Origin of the sequence: Gottfriedia luciferensis (assembly GCF_001712755.1) — a bacterium.
Taxonomy (GTDB): Bacteria; Bacillota; Bacilli; order Bacillales; family Bacillaceae_G; genus Gottfriedia; species Gottfriedia luciferensis_B.
This window is the reverse complement of sequence record NZ_MDKC01000001.1, coordinates 442,120-459,694: the sequence shown is the minus strand read 5'-3', so window position 1 is coordinate 459,694 and position 17,575 is coordinate 442,120. Positions and strand designations below refer to the sequence as shown.

Annotated in this window: 16 protein-coding genes; 1 reads left to right on the top strand and 15 read right to left on the bottom strand. The window is 32.6% G+C overall.

What is annotated here, in order from left to right:
* Window positions 1-73: 73 nt before the first annotated feature.
* On the bottom strand, window positions 74-943 hold the full coding sequence (locus BED47_RS02355) for a Cof-type HAD-IIB family hydrolase (protein WP_069032209.1): 870 nt from the start codon (window positions 941-943) through the stop codon (window positions 74-76).
* A 204-nt stretch (window positions 944-1,147) separates the two neighbouring features.
* On the opposite strand from BED47_RS02355, the gene BED47_RS02350 reads away from it, so the two are divergent.
* Window positions 1,148-2,044, top strand: a complete 897-nt coding sequence (locus BED47_RS02350) for an AraC family transcriptional regulator (RefSeq protein ID WP_069032208.1) — start codon at window positions 1,148-1,150, stop codon at window positions 2,042-2,044.
* An 83-nt stretch (window positions 2,045-2,127) separates the two neighbouring features.
* On the opposite strand, the gene BED47_RS02345 is transcribed toward BED47_RS02350, so the two are convergent.
* The 14 genes from BED47_RS02345 to BED47_RS02285 form a co-directional block, all read right to left on the bottom strand.
* Window positions 2,128-3,276 (bottom strand): toxic anion resistance protein, encoded by a 1,149-nt coding sequence (locus tag BED47_RS02345; protein WP_069032207.1) that lies wholly within the window; start codon window positions 3,274-3,276, stop codon window positions 2,128-2,130.
* Window positions 3,277-3,295: 19 nt separating this feature from the next.
* Window positions 3,296-4,978 carry a vWA domain-containing protein gene (locus BED47_RS02340; RefSeq protein WP_139116328.1) on the bottom strand — a complete coding sequence of 561 codons (1,683 nt, stop codon included), beginning with the start codon at window positions 4,976-4,978 and terminating at the stop codon, window positions 3,296-3,298.
* 8 nt (window positions 4,979-4,986) lie between these two features.
* Window positions 4,987-5,721, bottom strand: coding sequence for a hypothetical protein (locus tag BED47_RS02335; RefSeq protein WP_069032205.1), 735 nt, complete (start codon window positions 5,719-5,721; stop codon window positions 4,987-4,989).
* Window positions 5,722-6,023: 302 nt separating this feature from the next.
* The gene (locus tag BED47_RS02330) at window positions 6,024-6,500 is read right to left on the bottom strand and encodes a hypothetical protein (RefSeq protein ID WP_069032204.1); all 477 of its coding nucleotides are present in this window, start codon (window positions 6,498-6,500) and stop codon (window positions 6,024-6,026) included.
* A gap of 71 nt (window positions 6,501-6,571) precedes the next feature.
* Window positions 6,572-9,067 (bottom strand): transglycosylase domain-containing protein, encoded by a 2,496-nt coding sequence (locus tag BED47_RS02325; protein ID WP_069032203.1) that lies wholly within the window; start codon window positions 9,065-9,067, stop codon window positions 6,572-6,574.
* Between the two features lie 199 nt (window positions 9,068-9,266).
* A complete protein-coding gene (locus BED47_RS02320) occupies window positions 9,267-10,184 on the bottom strand; it encodes an alpha/beta hydrolase (protein WP_069032202.1) in 918 nt (305 codons plus the stop codon).
* Window positions 10,185-10,408: 224 nt separating this feature from the next.
* Complete coding sequence (locus BED47_RS24300; RefSeq protein WP_286143666.1) at window positions 10,409-10,531, bottom strand: hypothetical protein; 123 nt, start codon at window positions 10,529-10,531, stop codon at window positions 10,409-10,411.
* 316 nt (window positions 10,532-10,847) lie between these two features.
* A complete protein-coding gene (locus BED47_RS02315; protein WP_069032201.1) occupies window positions 10,848-11,468 on the bottom strand; it encodes an ATP-binding protein in 621 nt (206 codons plus the stop codon).
* Window positions 11,469-11,490: 22 nt separating this feature from the next.
* Window positions 11,491-11,691: a hypothetical protein gene (locus BED47_RS02310; protein WP_069032200.1), complete on the bottom strand. Its 201-nt coding sequence runs from the start codon at window positions 11,689-11,691 to the stop codon at window positions 11,491-11,493.
* A gap of 442 nt (window positions 11,692-12,133) precedes the next feature.
* Window positions 12,134-12,640, bottom strand: coding sequence for a (2Fe-2S)-binding protein (locus tag BED47_RS02305; protein WP_091021710.1), 507 nt, complete (start codon window positions 12,638-12,640; stop codon window positions 12,134-12,136).
* A gap of 10 nt (window positions 12,641-12,650) precedes the next feature.
* Window positions 12,651-14,915, bottom strand: coding sequence for a xanthine dehydrogenase subunit D (gene pucD, locus BED47_RS02300; protein WP_069032198.1), 2,265 nt, complete (start codon window positions 14,913-14,915; stop codon window positions 12,651-12,653).
* Between the two features lie 11 nt (window positions 14,916-14,926).
* Window positions 14,927-15,823, bottom strand: coding sequence for an FAD binding domain-containing protein (locus tag BED47_RS02295; RefSeq protein ID WP_084006717.1), 897 nt, complete (start codon window positions 15,821-15,823; stop codon window positions 14,927-14,929).
* Window positions 15,804-16,451: an NTP transferase domain-containing protein gene (locus tag BED47_RS02290; RefSeq protein WP_069032196.1), complete on the bottom strand. Its 648-nt coding sequence runs from the start codon at window positions 16,449-16,451 to the stop codon at window positions 15,804-15,806. Before BED47_RS02290 ends, BED47_RS02295 begins: the two co-directional genes overlap by 20 nt.
* Window positions 16,441-17,484, bottom strand: coding sequence for an XdhC family protein (locus BED47_RS02285; RefSeq protein ID WP_069032195.1), 1,044 nt, complete (start codon window positions 17,482-17,484; stop codon window positions 16,441-16,443). The genes BED47_RS02290 and BED47_RS02285 overlap by 11 nt, the downstream gene beginning before the upstream one ends.
* Between the last annotated feature and the right edge of the window lie 91 nt (window positions 17,485-17,575).

Genomic DNA, 17,575 nt, shown 5'->3' with positions numbered 1-17,575 from the left:
GATAATGTTATATACTCACACATTTAACCAAGGAAAATATTGCATATTTAGATGTATTTAGATTTCTTTACTATTATAGTACATTAGACTCTTTAAAAATATATTTTTGAAATGCATATGCAACACCATTTTCATCATTACTTAATGTAACAACATCACTTGAGAGCTTTACTTCTTCTTCAGCATTCCCCATTGCTATAGATAATCCGGCTATATTTAACATCGGTAGATCATTTTTTTCATCTCCAATAGCTACTGTATTTTCTATTGGAATATTAAAATATGAGGCCATTGCTTTTAAACCATACCCTTTATTTCCATTTATATGTGTAACCTCAAGATTAAAAGGTGAGGCACTTGTAACAAAAGTCTCATCTATGGATCTTAATTTTTTATCAAGTCTCTCCATTTGTTTTGGTTCAAGGGTTAAAATAAGAAACTTTTGGACTGTCAAATCCTCATTATCAATTATTTCATGAACTTTGTTAAAAAACGAATGCCCATATACACTTGGAGGTGTAGTAAACATTTTGAAGTGTCTGTTTGAAAAGTATTCTTTAGGAACACGCCCAGATGAAACAACTTGTTCAAATCGTTTATGCCAATTACTTGGGGCATATATTCCCTTGTTTGTAGAAATATTGTACGGCAAGTCTTCTCTCTCAACTTCTAAGGCAATTTTTTGCACTTGAGGTCTTCCTATCGAATTTAGTTCAATTAATTTACCATTCACATATAATGCGGTTCCGTTATGGCCTCCAACTGGACAATTTAAGCCATACTTTGAAAGTTCATCATTAACTGAACTTGGTGAACGCCCGGATAAAATCATCACGATATGCCCTGCTGCCTGAGCTTTTTTAATCGAATTTAATGTTTCTACACTTAATATTTTATTAGTGTTGAGTGTTGTACCATCAAGGTCTAATGCAATTAGTTTCATAAGTATCTCTCCCTTAAGGGTTTTAAAATTAATTCCTCATCGATGAAATGATAATATTATAGTTTTGAAGATATGTTTGATATACTTAATTATGCATTAAAATAAGCAGAGTTCGTTAACACATTCCTCCTCAATGATTGCCTAATCCTCTCACAATTACATATCCTATGAAAAATTTTTTAAATTTAAAGTAAGGAGGACTATATGTCTGAAATTAACGTTTCTTATCTAAGCGAACTAATCCAAATTATTGATCGCAATACTAGTCATGAAGGTGTTAACGAGACCTCAATTAACTCATTATTTTTCATTCGGGAGTCTACGATTACTGATCCTAAATACAGGGTCTATAAGCCGTCGCTATGTATAGTTGTTTCTGGTAAAAAGGAATTATTACTAGGTAATGAAAGTTTTAAATATGGACCTGGAAATTATTTAGTAGCATCCGTTGATTTACCAGTTACAGGCCAAGTTATTGAAGCTACTCCAAGCGCTCTATATCTAGCTTTAAAACTTGAATTTAATCCAGGTCAAATCTTGGAAATTTTAACTGATACTAAAATTCCCACTAATTCAAAGGAAATTGCTAAACGAGCGATTTTTGTTAACGAGTTAGAAGGTTCAATTTTAGATGCAGTGATTAGATTGGCCCGTTTAACGGAATCACCTGAAGATATCCCATTTCTTGCACCTATTTTTACAAAAGAAATTCTCTATAGAGTATTGCGTGGACAGAATGGGAATATATTGCAACAAATAGCCATCGAAGGTAGCACAACTAATCGAATTAATGAAGTTATTGAACAAATTAAAGCGAATTTTTATAAGTCTTTACGAATTGATGAGCTTGCAGAAATCGCAAATATGAGCGTTTCTTCCTTACATAGACATTTTAAAGACGTAACTGCAATGAGTCCCCTACAATTTCAGAAGCACTTAAGGTTGCAGGAAGCGCGACTTTTATTACTGTCTGAATCTTCAGATACACAAGAAGTAGCATTCCGAGTAGGGTATGAGAGTCCATCCCAGTTCAGTAGGGAATATTCTCGATTATTTGGTTTTCCGCCAAAAGAAGATCTTAAACGAATGAGAGCGAAATAACCTAGTTAAAATGGGAAAGCAAAAAACTAAGATTCTATCAATCTTAGTTTTTTTGCATCTTATTTATCTTTTTCCAGTATCTTCTATAATCCGATTCGGTCCCCTTTTTCAAGTCTTTGAATCTGTTGTGAACCGACTTCAGCTAATTCTTGAAATTGTAAAATTGTTTGACGCATTTTTGGCAAAGCTTCTTGTTTAAATGTACTAATCGATTCAAATGCTGATATGACGTTTGTGAATGAGGTTTTTAGTGTTTCAACCGATACCGCTGATTCCATTGCTTGCTTTTGGATTGCAACTCCTTGCTCCTTTAATAATCTAGAAGTACCTTCAATAATTGTATTTGTTGTTTGATTTAAAGCAGTGATTTTTTGTAAAACGATTTTTTGATTATATAGAGCACTTGCTACCGTTACAGCTGTATTCAGTGCGGAAATCGTTACTGTTTTTGCACGTTCAACTCCACGGATTAATTCACGATTATTCCGAATAACAACTTCATATGACATATCTCCTTGGTGATTGACAACTAACATTTGCTGTAGGTCCATGACTCGTTGTCGTAACGGATAAAGAACTTCCTCTGAGATGAATTTAATTTTTTCTTGATCTTCCCCTTCAATTTTTGCTTTTTCAATCTGGTTTTCAATTGACTCATCCATTAATGTTCCAAGTTGGATTTCTTTTTCTAGCGTTTTTGAAAGCATACGAAGTGATAATTGTTCATGCTCTAATGTCGTATTATCATTTTCAAGAATTTTTTTACCCTTATCAAGAGACTTTACAATATCTGCGATTGCAACATCTGCTTTTTCAAATCTTTGAAAATATGAACGAATAGGATTAAATAACTTACCTAAAAAACCCGACTTTGTAAAATTAATTACACTTGGATCTAAATCTTTTAATTGAACTTGGAGCTCTGATAATCCTTTTGCAACTTGCCCTCCTTCGTCTCCACTTTTAGCAAGTTGACCAAGTGAAACCTTTAGAAGAGAATTTTTATTCGAAGAAGATTTCATTGTCTGTAATCCAAATGATTCGATAGATTGAAGAATTTCCTTTCGTTTTTCGTATGTTTCTTTTGAAACAGTGTCTATTTCCATAATCATCGCTACATTTGCATCCGCTGTTGCCTTTAATTTCATTAATTCCTCTGGTACAGGCTTTACTTGCTCTTCTATTACTGCTTTGATTTCCTCTTCATTTACAACTTGCATAGAAAATGACATGCTTAAATCCTCCTACTAATTAAAGTTGAACATTAAAGAGATTACGAATTTTATAGATTACGTCATCTGAATCTGCATTAATATTCGCAGCTTCGTTAATATTGGAAATACTTTCAAGCGCTTTAATATTGGCGTTATAACCAATCGTATAAATTGGAATTTTATATGCTTTTATAATTCCTTTTACATTTTTTAATGAATTCCCGTGATTGGTCTCCCCATCGGTTAGGACAAAAATAAGCGGTCTTACATTTGGATTTTTTTTCATTTCATCTTTCAGCATATTAATTGCTACAAGGATTCCATCGTTTGTTGCTGTATCTCCACTTGCATCGAGGCTAGATACTGCACCAACAAATTTTGACTGTTGATTGGCATCATATTTTGCAATTGGAAGATTGATCGTAACATCAGCAGAGTATGAGATTAAGCCAATACTATTATCTCTTCCTAAATATTTTTGTCCTTTAAGTAATGATTCTTTTAGCTCATTTAATGGTTTGCCATCCATACTACCTGAAACATCGGCTACAAAAACCGCAGCAATTGGATTTGAAGTATTTTTCTTTCCTTTCCAAAGCTTCTGTGCAGCACTTAATGTATCCCCATCGATCGTTTTAAGCTCTGATTTGTAATTGTTTAACCCATTAAACCCATCTTGTTTCGCAAGTGATTGAAGATTATTTTGACCAGTAAATTCAGCAAATTTTTTCAAAATATCCATTTTCTCTTTTGATAAATTCCCTAAAGCATAAAGTGGACTGTCGTGACGCACTCCAAATGGAATAAACTCGTAACTATTTTTTAAACCAGGTGAATTAACAAATGTTTGATATTCTAAGACAAATGCATCCAGGACGCCCGATTCTGCTGCATCACTCATTTGTAGAGTCGTAGATGCAGTGAATGGTACATTTGCTTGAAAGCGTTCAAACCCTCTCACAGCAGTATCGCTTAGTACATCTTTTGAATCAAAGGAATTTAAAGTCGTAACTAAAAAATTTAATCCTGTTGAACTAGTAAATGGGTCGGTATATCCCATTGATAGTTCATTTTTTGTCATCGCTTCGATAACGGTTTTCGGATCGACTTTACTGTACTTTTTCATTAACTCATTATATTTTGTCTTTGAAATGACAATTCCAGGGACATTCCCAACTAAACGCGAGGATACAGTTTCTGTTTGTACACCACTTGCTGTGATCATTTGACCCCAAAGTTCATTTGAAGGTGTAAAGGCATCAGGAACATATTTACCAGTTTTAATAAAATCTGTTGCAGTACCAGATGCAATGTTTCTAATTTTTACAGATACTTGCTTACCGTTTAGATTGAATTTTGCATCATTAAACTTATTTGCGACCTCATTTAGCCAACCATTTTTTCCATCACTTGATTTTTCAGTAGATGAAAAAATTTCAACAAAACTTTCAGTCGTATTGTCTACGGATACAGGAAATTTTGAAATATCGGGGAGTTCACTTGCTACATCAGCTGTACTTAAGTCAATTTGACCTTTAATTGGTTTTGCTTTCGAAATATTTATTTTTTCTATCATTTTAGCTAATTGCTGATTTTTATTTTTATCAGTAATTTTCACAACCTTATCCCCTGAAGTCATATTGACTCCAATATAGACAAGAAGAAAAACTACAACGATCACTGCAATAGATGCAAAAAGAAACTTCCTCATTGTTATCATCCTTTCATTCATTGCCTATAATATTTTGTTTGTTGAATTAACGAATCGATTTCTTTCATACATTCCATTTTTTCAATATCATCGATTCCGATTTCATCAAGTCTTGAAATTTCTAAAATTAATTTATCAATATTAACAAGAATCTCTTCATTCATTTCAATTGCTCTTTTTACGAATTTAATGTATTCATTAAAAAGATTTGTTTTCTCTTGAATTAATGACTTTGAGTACCGTAATCCATCTTTCCCCTTTATTTTTTTATATTCAAGTTCATCAAAAGTACTAATCTTGTTTATGATGTTTCTTATTCTTAAATAAAATAATGTTTCAACCTCGTCCACAACAGATGCAAACTTGTTGTATGTAATTTCGGTTGGAGAAAATCGATCTGCTAATAAGTTATAAAATACGCCTTTTTTCTTTTTCATTCGTTCGATTTGCTCAATTGAAGTAATAATATCTTCTTTTAGTACTTTACTATTTTTATACCGACTTAAAGCAAGAACGAAATCTTCATTTGTTTTTAGCTGTTTAATTGGCTTATCTTTAACAGGCTTGAAATATAGTTGAAACATACTAAATAGAAGTACTAACAAATTCGCTATTATGAACGATATCCCAAATGCAGTTTGAAATGCACTCGCATTAATTAATTGGATTCCGATTAAACCTGGAGAAAATACAATCACGTTCAAAATCGTAATGAAAGCGATTAGCCCCACTAATTTTAATCCCTTTATCATCTTTCACTCCTCCGCTATACTCTATTTATGCTCTATTACTCATTTATATTTATCATTCTGATTTTTTAGTTTAATAATTAATGACTTGGCTTAAATTTTTTTACAATTGATTTTTTTATTAAACAAAAAAAAGACCGCTAAGCAGTCTTTAAGTTTGTACTAAAAGCTAGTTAAACACCCTATCTCTTCATTTTTTCCCAACCTTTTTTTGTCCTAAGAATATGCTAATTGTAGTTTACTTTATTTAACCATCAGTCCAATAGCTAAATTAATCCCCCGACTTTTCGGGGGCATCAGCATTCTCATTTTTTGTAAATATTTGCATTAAGAATGTTCTTACACTTATTAATCTTTTGTTTAATTTGCATATTATCAAAAAAATATACTTCTGTACCTGACCAAATAAATACCCAACATACTATGCTTAATATGCCTCCGATATAGGCGTGACTTTTTTGAAGCTTTAAATATAAGATGCCGATAATAATACCAAAAACAAATAAAATAATTGTCTTTTTAATATTTCTAGCATAAATCCGTTCATCAGTTTTCATGAGGTTAGAAAAAGAGTTTAACGTCGCAGTTTTTAATGAATGTTCATCAAAATTATTTTGACCACCAAATAGTAGCTCTATATTTTTTCTTTTAGCACTATGTAGTTTAGATAATATAAAATCTTCTAAATCAGAGCTTAAGTGTAAATCGTCTTCGCTATAATAACTAGCGTATGGATTATCCGACTCTTTTAAAAAAATATTAATCCTTATTTTATCTTCCATTTTAAAACTCCTTTAACATGATCACTTTAAAAAAACGCATTGATATTTCTCAATGCGTTTTAATTTTAGATTTAATGTGGATTTTTAGGATTAGGTACGATTGGATTTACAATATTATCTCCATTCGCTCCTCCTGTACCCGGCGTTTGATCACCTGGCTTCGTACCTTCTCCTGTCCCGTTTCCATTCCCTTGCTCATTTCCAGTTCCTTGTCCATTTCCATTTCCCTGTCCATTTCCATTTCCTTGTCCACCTTCATTTACAGGTGGAGTAGTTGGTTGTTCAGGTGAAGATAAATCAACAGTAACTGTAACAGGTCCACTCTTACCTTCAGCACTCATAGCAACAATCGCTATTTTTACAATATCTCCAGGGACAATTCCATTAATACTTGTTGCTGTACCTTGAATTTTTTGAGTTTGTCCCGCTGCACCATTTACAGTATAACTTACTTCAAAAGAGGTTTTTTGAAGCAGATTTGCAGGATACGTCCAATTTAATGAAATATTACTTGTAACAGGATCATAATTCGCCTTAACATTTTTTGCAGACTCAATCACAATATCTTTTGGAATATCATCTACTTTTTCTCCACGAATGTATAATTCATTTCGAATTTCTTCAACCGATGAAGGTTTTCTAAATATTGCGTTTCGATCACCATTTGCAGCTAACATATCTCTTGCAATGTATTTGGCAATATTCGTTGAACCTTTACCAAGAAAGTTATTCTTTTTATTTTTTTCATACCCAGTCCAAACAGCCATTGTAACATCTGAAGAATATCCTATAAACCAACTATCACGAGTTGCGTTATCCGGAAATCCGTATTTTTGTTTTACTTCATCAGAATAGTTTGTCGTACCTGTTTTACCTGCCATATCAAGCCCTGGTACATTTGCTCTCTTACCAGTACCAAGTGGTGTTTTTACTACATCGCGAAGCATATCTGTTACCATATATGCAGTATAATCACTCATTACTTGTTTAGGCTCAGTTGCAAATACTTTTTCAGTTTTATCAGGATAAATAATTTTTTTAACGGAGTGAGGCTTATTATAAATTCCACTATTTCCAAATGCAGCATAAGCTCCTGCCATCTCCATTGCTGATACACCTGTGAATCCTCCAATAGAATAAGATTCATAATATGTATTTTTCGAAAAATTAAACCCTAAACCATTCCCAAATTCTCTAGAGCGATCACTTCCTACAGCCTGGAAAGTCTTTAATGCAGGAATATTTCGAGAATCGACTAATGCTAATCGAATTGAAATATTACCTTTGTATTTGCGATCCCAGTTTCTAATAGGTGTCCCATTAGAATATGTATAAGGTTCGTCAAGAATTTGATGAAAAGTTGACCATTTTAAATACTGAATAGCTGGACCGTAATCAAGTATAGGTTTAATCGAAGATCCCGGCTGTCTTTTAATATCAGTTGCAAAGTTTAAACCACCAGTACTTGTATTTCTACCAGCACCTACTGCTCGAATTTCACCTGATTTCGTATCTAATAATACAAAGCCAGTTTGAAATTCATCACTCGGATAGAAGCTTTTTCCCCTACTTAATATTTCATCAGCTTTATCTTGAGCTTTAGGATCTAATGTAGTTTCAATCGTTAGCCCATCTGTATAAACATTTGCATCACTGTTTTTTTCTACTTCGTTTACGACTACATCGATAAATGAATTGTATTTTGTACCACCAGATTCATGTACCTTTACTAATGATTTCATTGGTATTGCTTTTGCAGTTGTATATTGTTCCTCTGTAATATAACCATATTTTTTCATTTGACTTAAAACCGTATTTCTACGATTTTGTGACTGTGTAGGGTGCTTTGCAGGATTATAGCTATTTGGGGCCTTCACCATCCCTGCTAAAGTTGCTGCTTCTGGCAATGTAATTTTAGATAAATCTTTACTAAAATAAGTTTCACAAGCTTTAGCTACCCCATATACTCCTCGCCCTTTAAGACCATTTGAAAAGTAAACTTTATTTAAATACATTTCTAATATTTGATGTTTAGAGTATCTTTGTTCTAATTTAAATGCTAAGTACATTTCCTGAACTTTACGCTTAATTGTTTTTTGAGAAGATAAAAATGAGTTTTTTACTACTTGCTGGGTGATTGTACTTCCACCTTGTGATCCAAAACCTCCAGTAATATTGGCTAAAACTGCACCAAATACCCGTCGAATGTCTACGCCTTTATGTTTATAAAACCGCACATCTTCAGTGGCAATAAATGCGTCCTCTACAACCTTTGGAATTTCATTGTAGGACACTTTTGTTCGTTGTTCTCTACCTAATTCGGCTACTACTTTGCCATCCTTATCGACAATAGTCGAAGATAGCGGTACTTTAAGTTTTGATTCATCTAGTGCGGGTGCTCCGCTAACTAAATATGAAAATATTCCTACACCAATCAGTATGAAAACAATTACGATTGATAATAATGTTACAGTAATTTTTTTCCATAAGCCTTCAGACTTATTGGAAATTTTAGAAGGCTTTTCCAGCCGTTTACGTTCTTCTCGCGAACGATATTCATTTGCCATCTTAGTTCGCCTGCCTTTTTAGTAAAATAGAGCTTTTTGGGGCAAAAATTATACTTTTTATTTAAACCAATTTAGTAATAATAGTATTTTCTACACGCTCTACTTTCATGTACATGTACTGAAGAATATCTTCCTCAAATAAAAAAACAGATAAACCGCTCTTTAAGGTTCATCTGTTTTACAAAATCTAATTAGTTATTTAATTTGCATTAGACGAAAACGTCTTTTCAATAAAATCAATTACTCTCTTCATATATGGTTCAGGTTCTTCAATAAATGTTGTAATATGTCCATGTTCTGTTAGCCATAATGTTTTTTCGTTTTCATTAGGGATTTGTTCATAAATCATTTCACTACTACTGAATGGTACTTTCAAATCATTTTTTCCATGAATTAATAAATAATTTGTAGAATTTCCTTTTTGAACTGATATGACTGGAGACACTTCTTTTGGATTAATCTTTAATAGGTGTTTCATCGAACGTAAAATGATTGAAGTAAACGGTTTTTTAGGTAATTTTGACCAAACACTTAAATTATCTTCCAAATAAGTTTGTAAATCATGAAATGGGCTATCTGCAATAACTCCTTTAATTTGCGGATGAAGACTGCCAACTAATAAACATGTCGCACCACCCATACTCCATCCAAGCAAAACAATTTCAAGTTGATTTCGTTGATTAATCACATATTCGACTGCCGACGATAAATCATGCTGCTCATAATATCCAATTCCTGTTGTTCGTCCACCTGATTTTCCACTATTACGGAAGTCAAACATCAATACATTATACCCTTGATCATGGATTGATTGGACAATTCGAAGACCATTAATCTTTTTTTGACTTCGTTCATCTGTATACCCGTGTGCAGTTATAACAGTTTTAGATGTTGAATTTTTTGCTGGTATCCACCATCCTCTTAGCACAACTTGATCAAGATTACTCTTAAATTCAACCTCTTCAAATTGCAAATTGTAATCGGCAGGGGTTTGTTCGGTTTTTCGTCTAAATGGATGCGTTAAAATTAAACCGACTAATATCGGTATTAGGAAGAATAAAAACGGAGACAAAATTAACATCCAAATTAAAAGCTTATTTATTTTTTTCCGTTCCATCTTGCACACTCCTTTTGTCTGGTAGCCCAATAGAAGTTCTTCTATTTAAAGTATGAAATATGTTAGACTTTGTTAGTCTTAATCAAATTTTATTTATGTATTAATTGTATCTTTTTAAGTTCCTGTTAATCAATAAATAAGGGGTGCCGAAATTTCAGTTACACCGAATTTTTAGGCACCCCATTTAATGAACTTTAGATTAACTTTAAAAATTTACTTACGTGCTAATTTCTGATGTCTTCCATTATACAATCTTGTGGTCCTTGTCTATATGTTAAAATAACTAATGTTGTGATTGCGACTAAATAAAATAATAGCATTGCACAAAATCCGATTACTAAGAACATAAGATTACCACCTTTATATTTGTTATGATTTTCACAAGTTAAATTTAACATATAAAGTTTAGGATTAATTCTCGATATTATGTATTTTCTTGTGACAAAATTCACAAAATTGTATTTGAGATATCATGGAGCATGAAACAATTAGTTAAATACTAAAAAGTGTAATGGCAACAATTACGTTATTTGCCGAATCGTTGCCGTCATCAATTATCTCCAAATTATATATAAATTTATAATTACTTATAGCAACTTATTATGCGAAAAAAGCTATTAATTTATATTTAATTTTAACAAAATTATTTTTAACGAAAAGCACTCATCTATTAAATCTAATATTAAAATTCGTACCATTGTCACTAGTTGTAAAATCAATGGTTGCGTTATTTCGCTTTGCAATCGCATAACAAATTGCTAATCCCAATCCAGTTCCATTTTCTTTTGATGTGACAAATGGTGTGGAAATTCTCTCGATTATTTCAGGTGGAATCCCAGTTCCTTCATCATTAATTGACATAACAATTTTATCGTCTTCAATATAAGTATGTATTTTTACAATTTTTCTAACATCCATTGCATCTAAGGAATTACTAACCATATTTAAAAGTAGCTGTCGGATTTCATTTTGATCAATGATTAAATTAGGAATTTCATTTAGCTCTCTTATAATGAGTTTGTCCTCTTTTAATGCTCTAGTTTCAAGTAATGGATAAAAAGTATTTATTATTTGATTTAAATTATGTTCTTCAAGCTTGTTAGGCTTTTTCTTTGCAATATCGAGAAATTCAGTAATAATTGCATTTACCCGATTAATTTCATCGATCATTAATTCAAATATTTGACTATAGCTTTCAAAGTCTTTATTTTGTAATCCTAATTGTAAAAATCCCTTTACTGTAGTAAGAGGATTTCTAATTTCGTGCGCTACACCAGCAGCCATTTCTCCTATTATTTTTAGTTTTTCATCTCTCAGATATATTACTAAAAATAGCTAGTATCCCATTCTGATCGGGTATCACCTTAATTTCATATGGAATAAGTGAATACTCCGTTATTGTTTCAAAGACTTCCGCCATGTTATTAAAAACTTCATGTAGGTCAACATGATTAATTAATTGATTTTCTTTATTTAATGATAAATTACTATTTGAAACCAAAGTCATCATACCCCTTCCTTTTTTTATGACTAATAAAAAATCTAACCAGTTTATTTTAGAATATCATATTTCTGAATTTTCAGAAATAAACCCTTATCCCATTATTCAGTTAGATACAAACAAAATTAAATTTATAATTTCATTACATTACTTAAAAGATACTCTTTTTACTTCTTTCTTTATACTAAATCCAGGAAAAAATCCACCCTTTTGAGGTTCTCTTTAATATGATCATTAGTAAACAATATAAATAGAACAATCTATAAAAATTATTATTGAGCACCCGGTTACTTATTATTTTAAAAATGCAAAAAACAACAAATGCACCAAATGGAAATTTAAAATAGCTCAAAACACAAAAAATCCCCTCATATTTTCCCTATGAACAATAGGTGAATTATAGAAGGAAAAGTTTTAAATGAGTATAATTTTTTTACTTTAAAAGAATTTAACTATCATTCTTATTAATGAGTTTAATTGCTTTTTGGATCGACCGTTTTATTCCTGTGTATCCTGTACATCTACATAAATTACCTGATAAAGCTTCATTTATTTCTTCATCTGTAGGATTTGAATTTGTATCAAGAAGCGCTTTTACAGCCATTATCATACCTGGAGTGCAATATCCACATTGATATCCGCCCTCTTCTAAGAAAGATAATTGAATCGGGTGGAGCCCTTTTTCTGCTATTCCTTCAATTGTACAAATTGATGTATTATTTACTTGATAGGCCATCATCAGACAAGAATTAACTAATTTATTATCCATATGAACCGCACATGCCCCACACCGACCAATTTCACATGAGATTTTAGTTCCCGTCAGTTTTAATTCATCTCTTAAAATGTCAATTAGACGTTTGGTAGGTGAAACATATAATTGCTTTTCCTTATTATTTATTTTTAAATTTAGTTCAAGTAAATGAATAGGTTGATCTTGATCATATTTATTCATACCCATTAGCTCATCTCCTTGAATTTATTAATTGCAATAAATATTCTGGGGAAATTGGTAATTTATTGATCCAACATCCTGTTGCGTCGAAAATTGCCCTAGCAATTGCAGGAGCAACAGCAACTGTTCCGATTTCTCCAACTCCTCTAGGTCCAAATGAATCTTCTTCAACAAGATTTTCTATTGGGACTACATTTAATTTAGATGGAACATCACAAATTGTTGGTATTAAATACGTATCAAAGTTATCAGAAATGTATTTACCTTTTTCCATTATCGAATCTTCCATCAATGTATACCCTAATGCCATAACACCTCCACCCTCGATTTGACCTTTATAACCTAAAAGATTGACAACTGGACCAGCAGCAACTACTTGGTCTAATCCAATGATCTTGGTTTTTCCAGTCAAAAGGTCTACTTCAACTTGTGCCAAAACGGATGCGAAAGAATAAAGATAGTGACTACCTCCAACAGTAGCATCAGGACTTATCGGAAAATCAAAAGATGTCTGAACGATTATATCTTGTTTTTGAGGCAATTTTTGAGCAAGCTCTTTATACGTCATAATAAATTTTTCTTCTCTATCGTTAACTTTTAGCCAAATCCCTTTAGGTCCCATTTCAAGAAAGTTAATCGGTAATCTAGTAACCTTTTGAGCTAGTTCAAGAACTTGGATCTTAAATGAAGCTTCCATTCTTTTTAAAGAATGCCACACCATGCTTGTAGCTCTCGATGCTGTAGAAGAACCACTAATTGGCACCAATTCAGTATCACCTATAATAATATTAATATCTTGTTCAGAACAATTAAATTCATCGATTAATAATGTTTCAATTACAGCTAGAATACCTTGACCACATTCTTCAAATCCAAAAGCTGCTTCTATTTTACCTTTTCGAGTAAACGATAACCGACCTCCCGCTGGGTCTATTCTGTCGACCCCAAGTCCCCCACCATGCATTGTGATCGCAATACCTTTTCCATAAACCTTCCAATTCTGATTATGCTCATTTTTATTTAGTACAGGTGTTTTACATATTCGATTTAATACATCAAAAGCACTGTTTGTTGGTACGATTTTTTGACCTAATGGGCCTAAATCATTTATTTTTCTTAGATTTATTAAACGAAATTCGATTGGATCCATATTAAGCTTTTCAGCAATTCGATCGATTTGACCCTCAAGAGCAAACGTAATTTGATTTCCTCCAAATCCTCTAAATTCACCAGCAACTCCATTATTCGTAAATACTGAATACCCTTCAATTTCAATATTAGATATGATATAAGGTCCTGATGCATGTTCAATAGCAAAATCTAAAACTGCAGGACCTAATGTTGCGTATGCACCTGTATCAGCAATAATTTTTACTTTATGTGCTTTAATTTCTCCAATTGCGTTTACACCTGTTTTCATTGTAATTTTCATTGGATGTCGTTTTAATCCAGACTTAACAGATTCGCTTCTACTTTGGTGAATTTTTATTGGACATTTAGTTTTTAGAGCTAACAATGCACCGTATGGTTGAATATTTAATTCATCTTTCCCTCCAAATGAACCACCCATTGGGCTAGAGATAATTCGAATTGTTTCTTCTGGCATATTTAGAATCCTGGCCAATTGAAATCGATCTTTAAAACCATGCTGTGTTCCAACATACACCGTTAAATCCCCATTTATTTCAGGGACAATTACTCCACCTTCTGTTTCCATATATGCATGCATTTGCCTAGGTAACTCATATGTTTCTTCAATAATCATACTACATTCTCGAAACCCTTCGTCAACATCACCTTTTTGATATTTAGACTGATGTAAAATATTTCCTTGTTCATGTAATTTAGGAGCATCAAGGCGAAGGGCCATTTCAGGGCTATCAATAACAGGTAGCTTTCTATATTCCACTTTTATCAACTTTAAAGCCTGTTCAGCGATTTCTTCTGAATCAGCGGCGATTGCTGCAATTGCATCACCGATATACCTTACCCGGTCTTTACAAAAAACAGGTTGGTCAGGAACGATCAGACCAAAACCATTTAAACCTGGAATATCCTTATAAGTAACAATAGCTTTAACACCCGAAATTTTTTCAGCTTCTTCAATTGAAATAGATAAGATTTCAGCATGTGGCTCTGTACTTCTTAATACTTTCCCATATAACATTTTTGGAAAGGAAAGGTCCGTAAGATATTTCAGATTTCCGGTCACCTTGTTTAAACCATCAGGACGAATTCTTCTTTCCTTATTGGTAGGGGTCAAATCTTTACGCATTCAATCACCTCTCATTTACTACTTAGTTTAGCAATCTCGGAAACTATAATATTAATTGTAATGTCCTGTTTATAGTTCGAAGATGAAAAATGATCAGAAGGAGGATTGAATTCCTTTTTGATTGACTGAGCTATTTCATTGAATTGACATGGTGGAAGGAGTAACTCTTTAATAAGCTCTTCTGTACGATTTAACCTTTGGGGCAAAAAAGAGCTACCACTAACTGCTAAGTGAACTTTTTCGATTACCTTTTTTTTGCCGGTTTTGAAATAACCGCAGATACTCACTATACTTTGACAAAAATTCTCTCTTAATCCTATTTTTTGATAAAAATAATTTTCACGAGTATTCTTTTTTTGAACAGGAATAGTAATACTCACGAGGATAGAATTTAATAAAAAGTTCTTTTCTTTTATACATTCTGTTAATTTTTTTACTTTAATTTTGTCTCCATCATACAATAACAGACTTGCATCCAATACTAATAATGCCGGAATGACATCACCATATCCATTTGCAACATTCCCCCCGATTGTTGCTCTGTTACGAATGGCTGGAGATGCAATATTGCGAACAGCTTCCACTAAGATTGGGACATTTTCAAGGAAGATTGGATTATTCCTACAACAATCTAAAGTTGTTAAAGCTCCAATTTGGATAAAAGATTGCCCATATTTTGTCACTAATTCAATTTCCTTCAATTCTTTAATGTTTTCTATACTTATTATATTTTCCGGACACTGAATTCCCTTTTCCCATTCAGTTTGTAAAAGAGTTCCTCCCGCAATAAGGCATGAATTATAATAATATTGCCGCTTTAATTTGTATGTTTTCTCAAGTGTATCTGGAAACCAAACGGCTTGCTTATTAAGGGTCTCATCTCCTTTTCTAATCACAAATAAAATCAACTCCCTTCGCTACATCATACGCCTCTTTTGTATCGATATCGAAAAAATCCCACTTATTCTCAAATTCAACTAAAAAATCTTCTAGATTAGTATGATTCCGAATAATTGCTCTTGCTCCTTCATCTCCATTTAACATGAATAACTCAGGTATCGTATTTGGTGATAGTATAATAGGGGGTCTAGGAAAGCCTTGGAAGCTTGCTGCTAAAAAAGGAATTGTTGAATTCTCACTAACACGATTTAAATAAATTTCATGTAATTCATTAATCGTATGGATTGATAAAAAAGGTTGGTCTGCTAGGAGAATCATGATCCCTAAAGCCTTTGATTTTAGGGTTTGATTTAAACCACATTTTAGAGAATATGATTGTCCCTTGTTAGCACTTGCGCATGGAACATGTGTCCATGAATCTTTATAAGGTTTTTGAAAAAGATCTTTGCTAATCCAATTTAGTGAATCATCTTCTTTTGTTACGACAAAAACATGGTCAATATTAGAATTGATAAATGTACGTAAACCGATACTTCCAATTGTAGAATTACCTAATGGAAGTGACATTTTATTCTGTCCCATTCTTTTACTACTACCTGCAGCAAGTAAAATTGCAACGATTCTACTATTCTTCATACTTAGATATCTTCTTTATTCTTTGTCGTTGAATTAGTTCACCAACAATACTGATTGCAATCTCTTCTGGTCCTTCAGCACCAATTTGTAGGCCAGCTGGACTGTTTATTTCTGTATCTACTTTTTTACCTTCCAAAAGTCGTTGTATTCGTTTTTTTCCACCTAGAACTCCTAAATACTTAAGATGAATATTTAAAATATGATTTACTATTTCCTTGTCTTTTTGGAATTGATGGGTAATGATTATAGCAGAATCAGAAGCAGTCAATTGAAGTCTTGGTATGATTTCGCTCGGAAAGCCCACAAGAATTTGATCTGCGTCTGGAAAGTATTCTTTAGAGCAAAGATCTGCACGCCAATCAGTTATCGTTACAAAGAATCCTGCTAAAGATGCAAGTTTTACTAAAGGAATCGCATCTTTACCTGCTCCGAACACGAATAATCGAGGCTTTGGATAAAAAGTATGTAGATACGTATTAGTTTTAAGCGGTTTAATCATTCGTAACCCACTTTTTTGATTAGTATAATGTAATTCATTAAGAGCACTTTTAACCTGATCTAAATTTCTTTCATTACAATTTCCAAAAAAGGTCTGTTCATCCACGAGGAATAAAGTTTCAACTTCATTACGATCGTCAAATAAAATTTTCATCATCGATACACTCATACCATTTAATAAGAATCTTTTTAATTTAGTTAGTAAATTAAACATACTTTCATCAATTGGCTCTAAAAGCACAGTAATAATTCCGTTACACCCTGCTCCATTTCCCCATGTTAAATCATCCTCTGCACTCATGTCATAGGTAACAGTTTGAGGTGTTTTTCTTACTCTTGTTTCTTGAACTCGATATGACAAATCTGCTTCAAGGCAACCGGCACTTAGTAAGCCAACCTCTTTCCCATTTCCCTTAAACAACATAGAAGCTCCTTCTTTCCGGTATGCTGAGCCTTCTACATGAATAATAGTCGCTAATACATCACCCTCTTTAGCTGATGTAATTTCATTTAGTATCTCATGGATACTTTCCATTAGATCACTCCTAAATATAAAATCACTGATTCATAATCCAAACGGCATTTTTTTAGTAAATATTAATATATAGTTCTATGATGAATGTGTT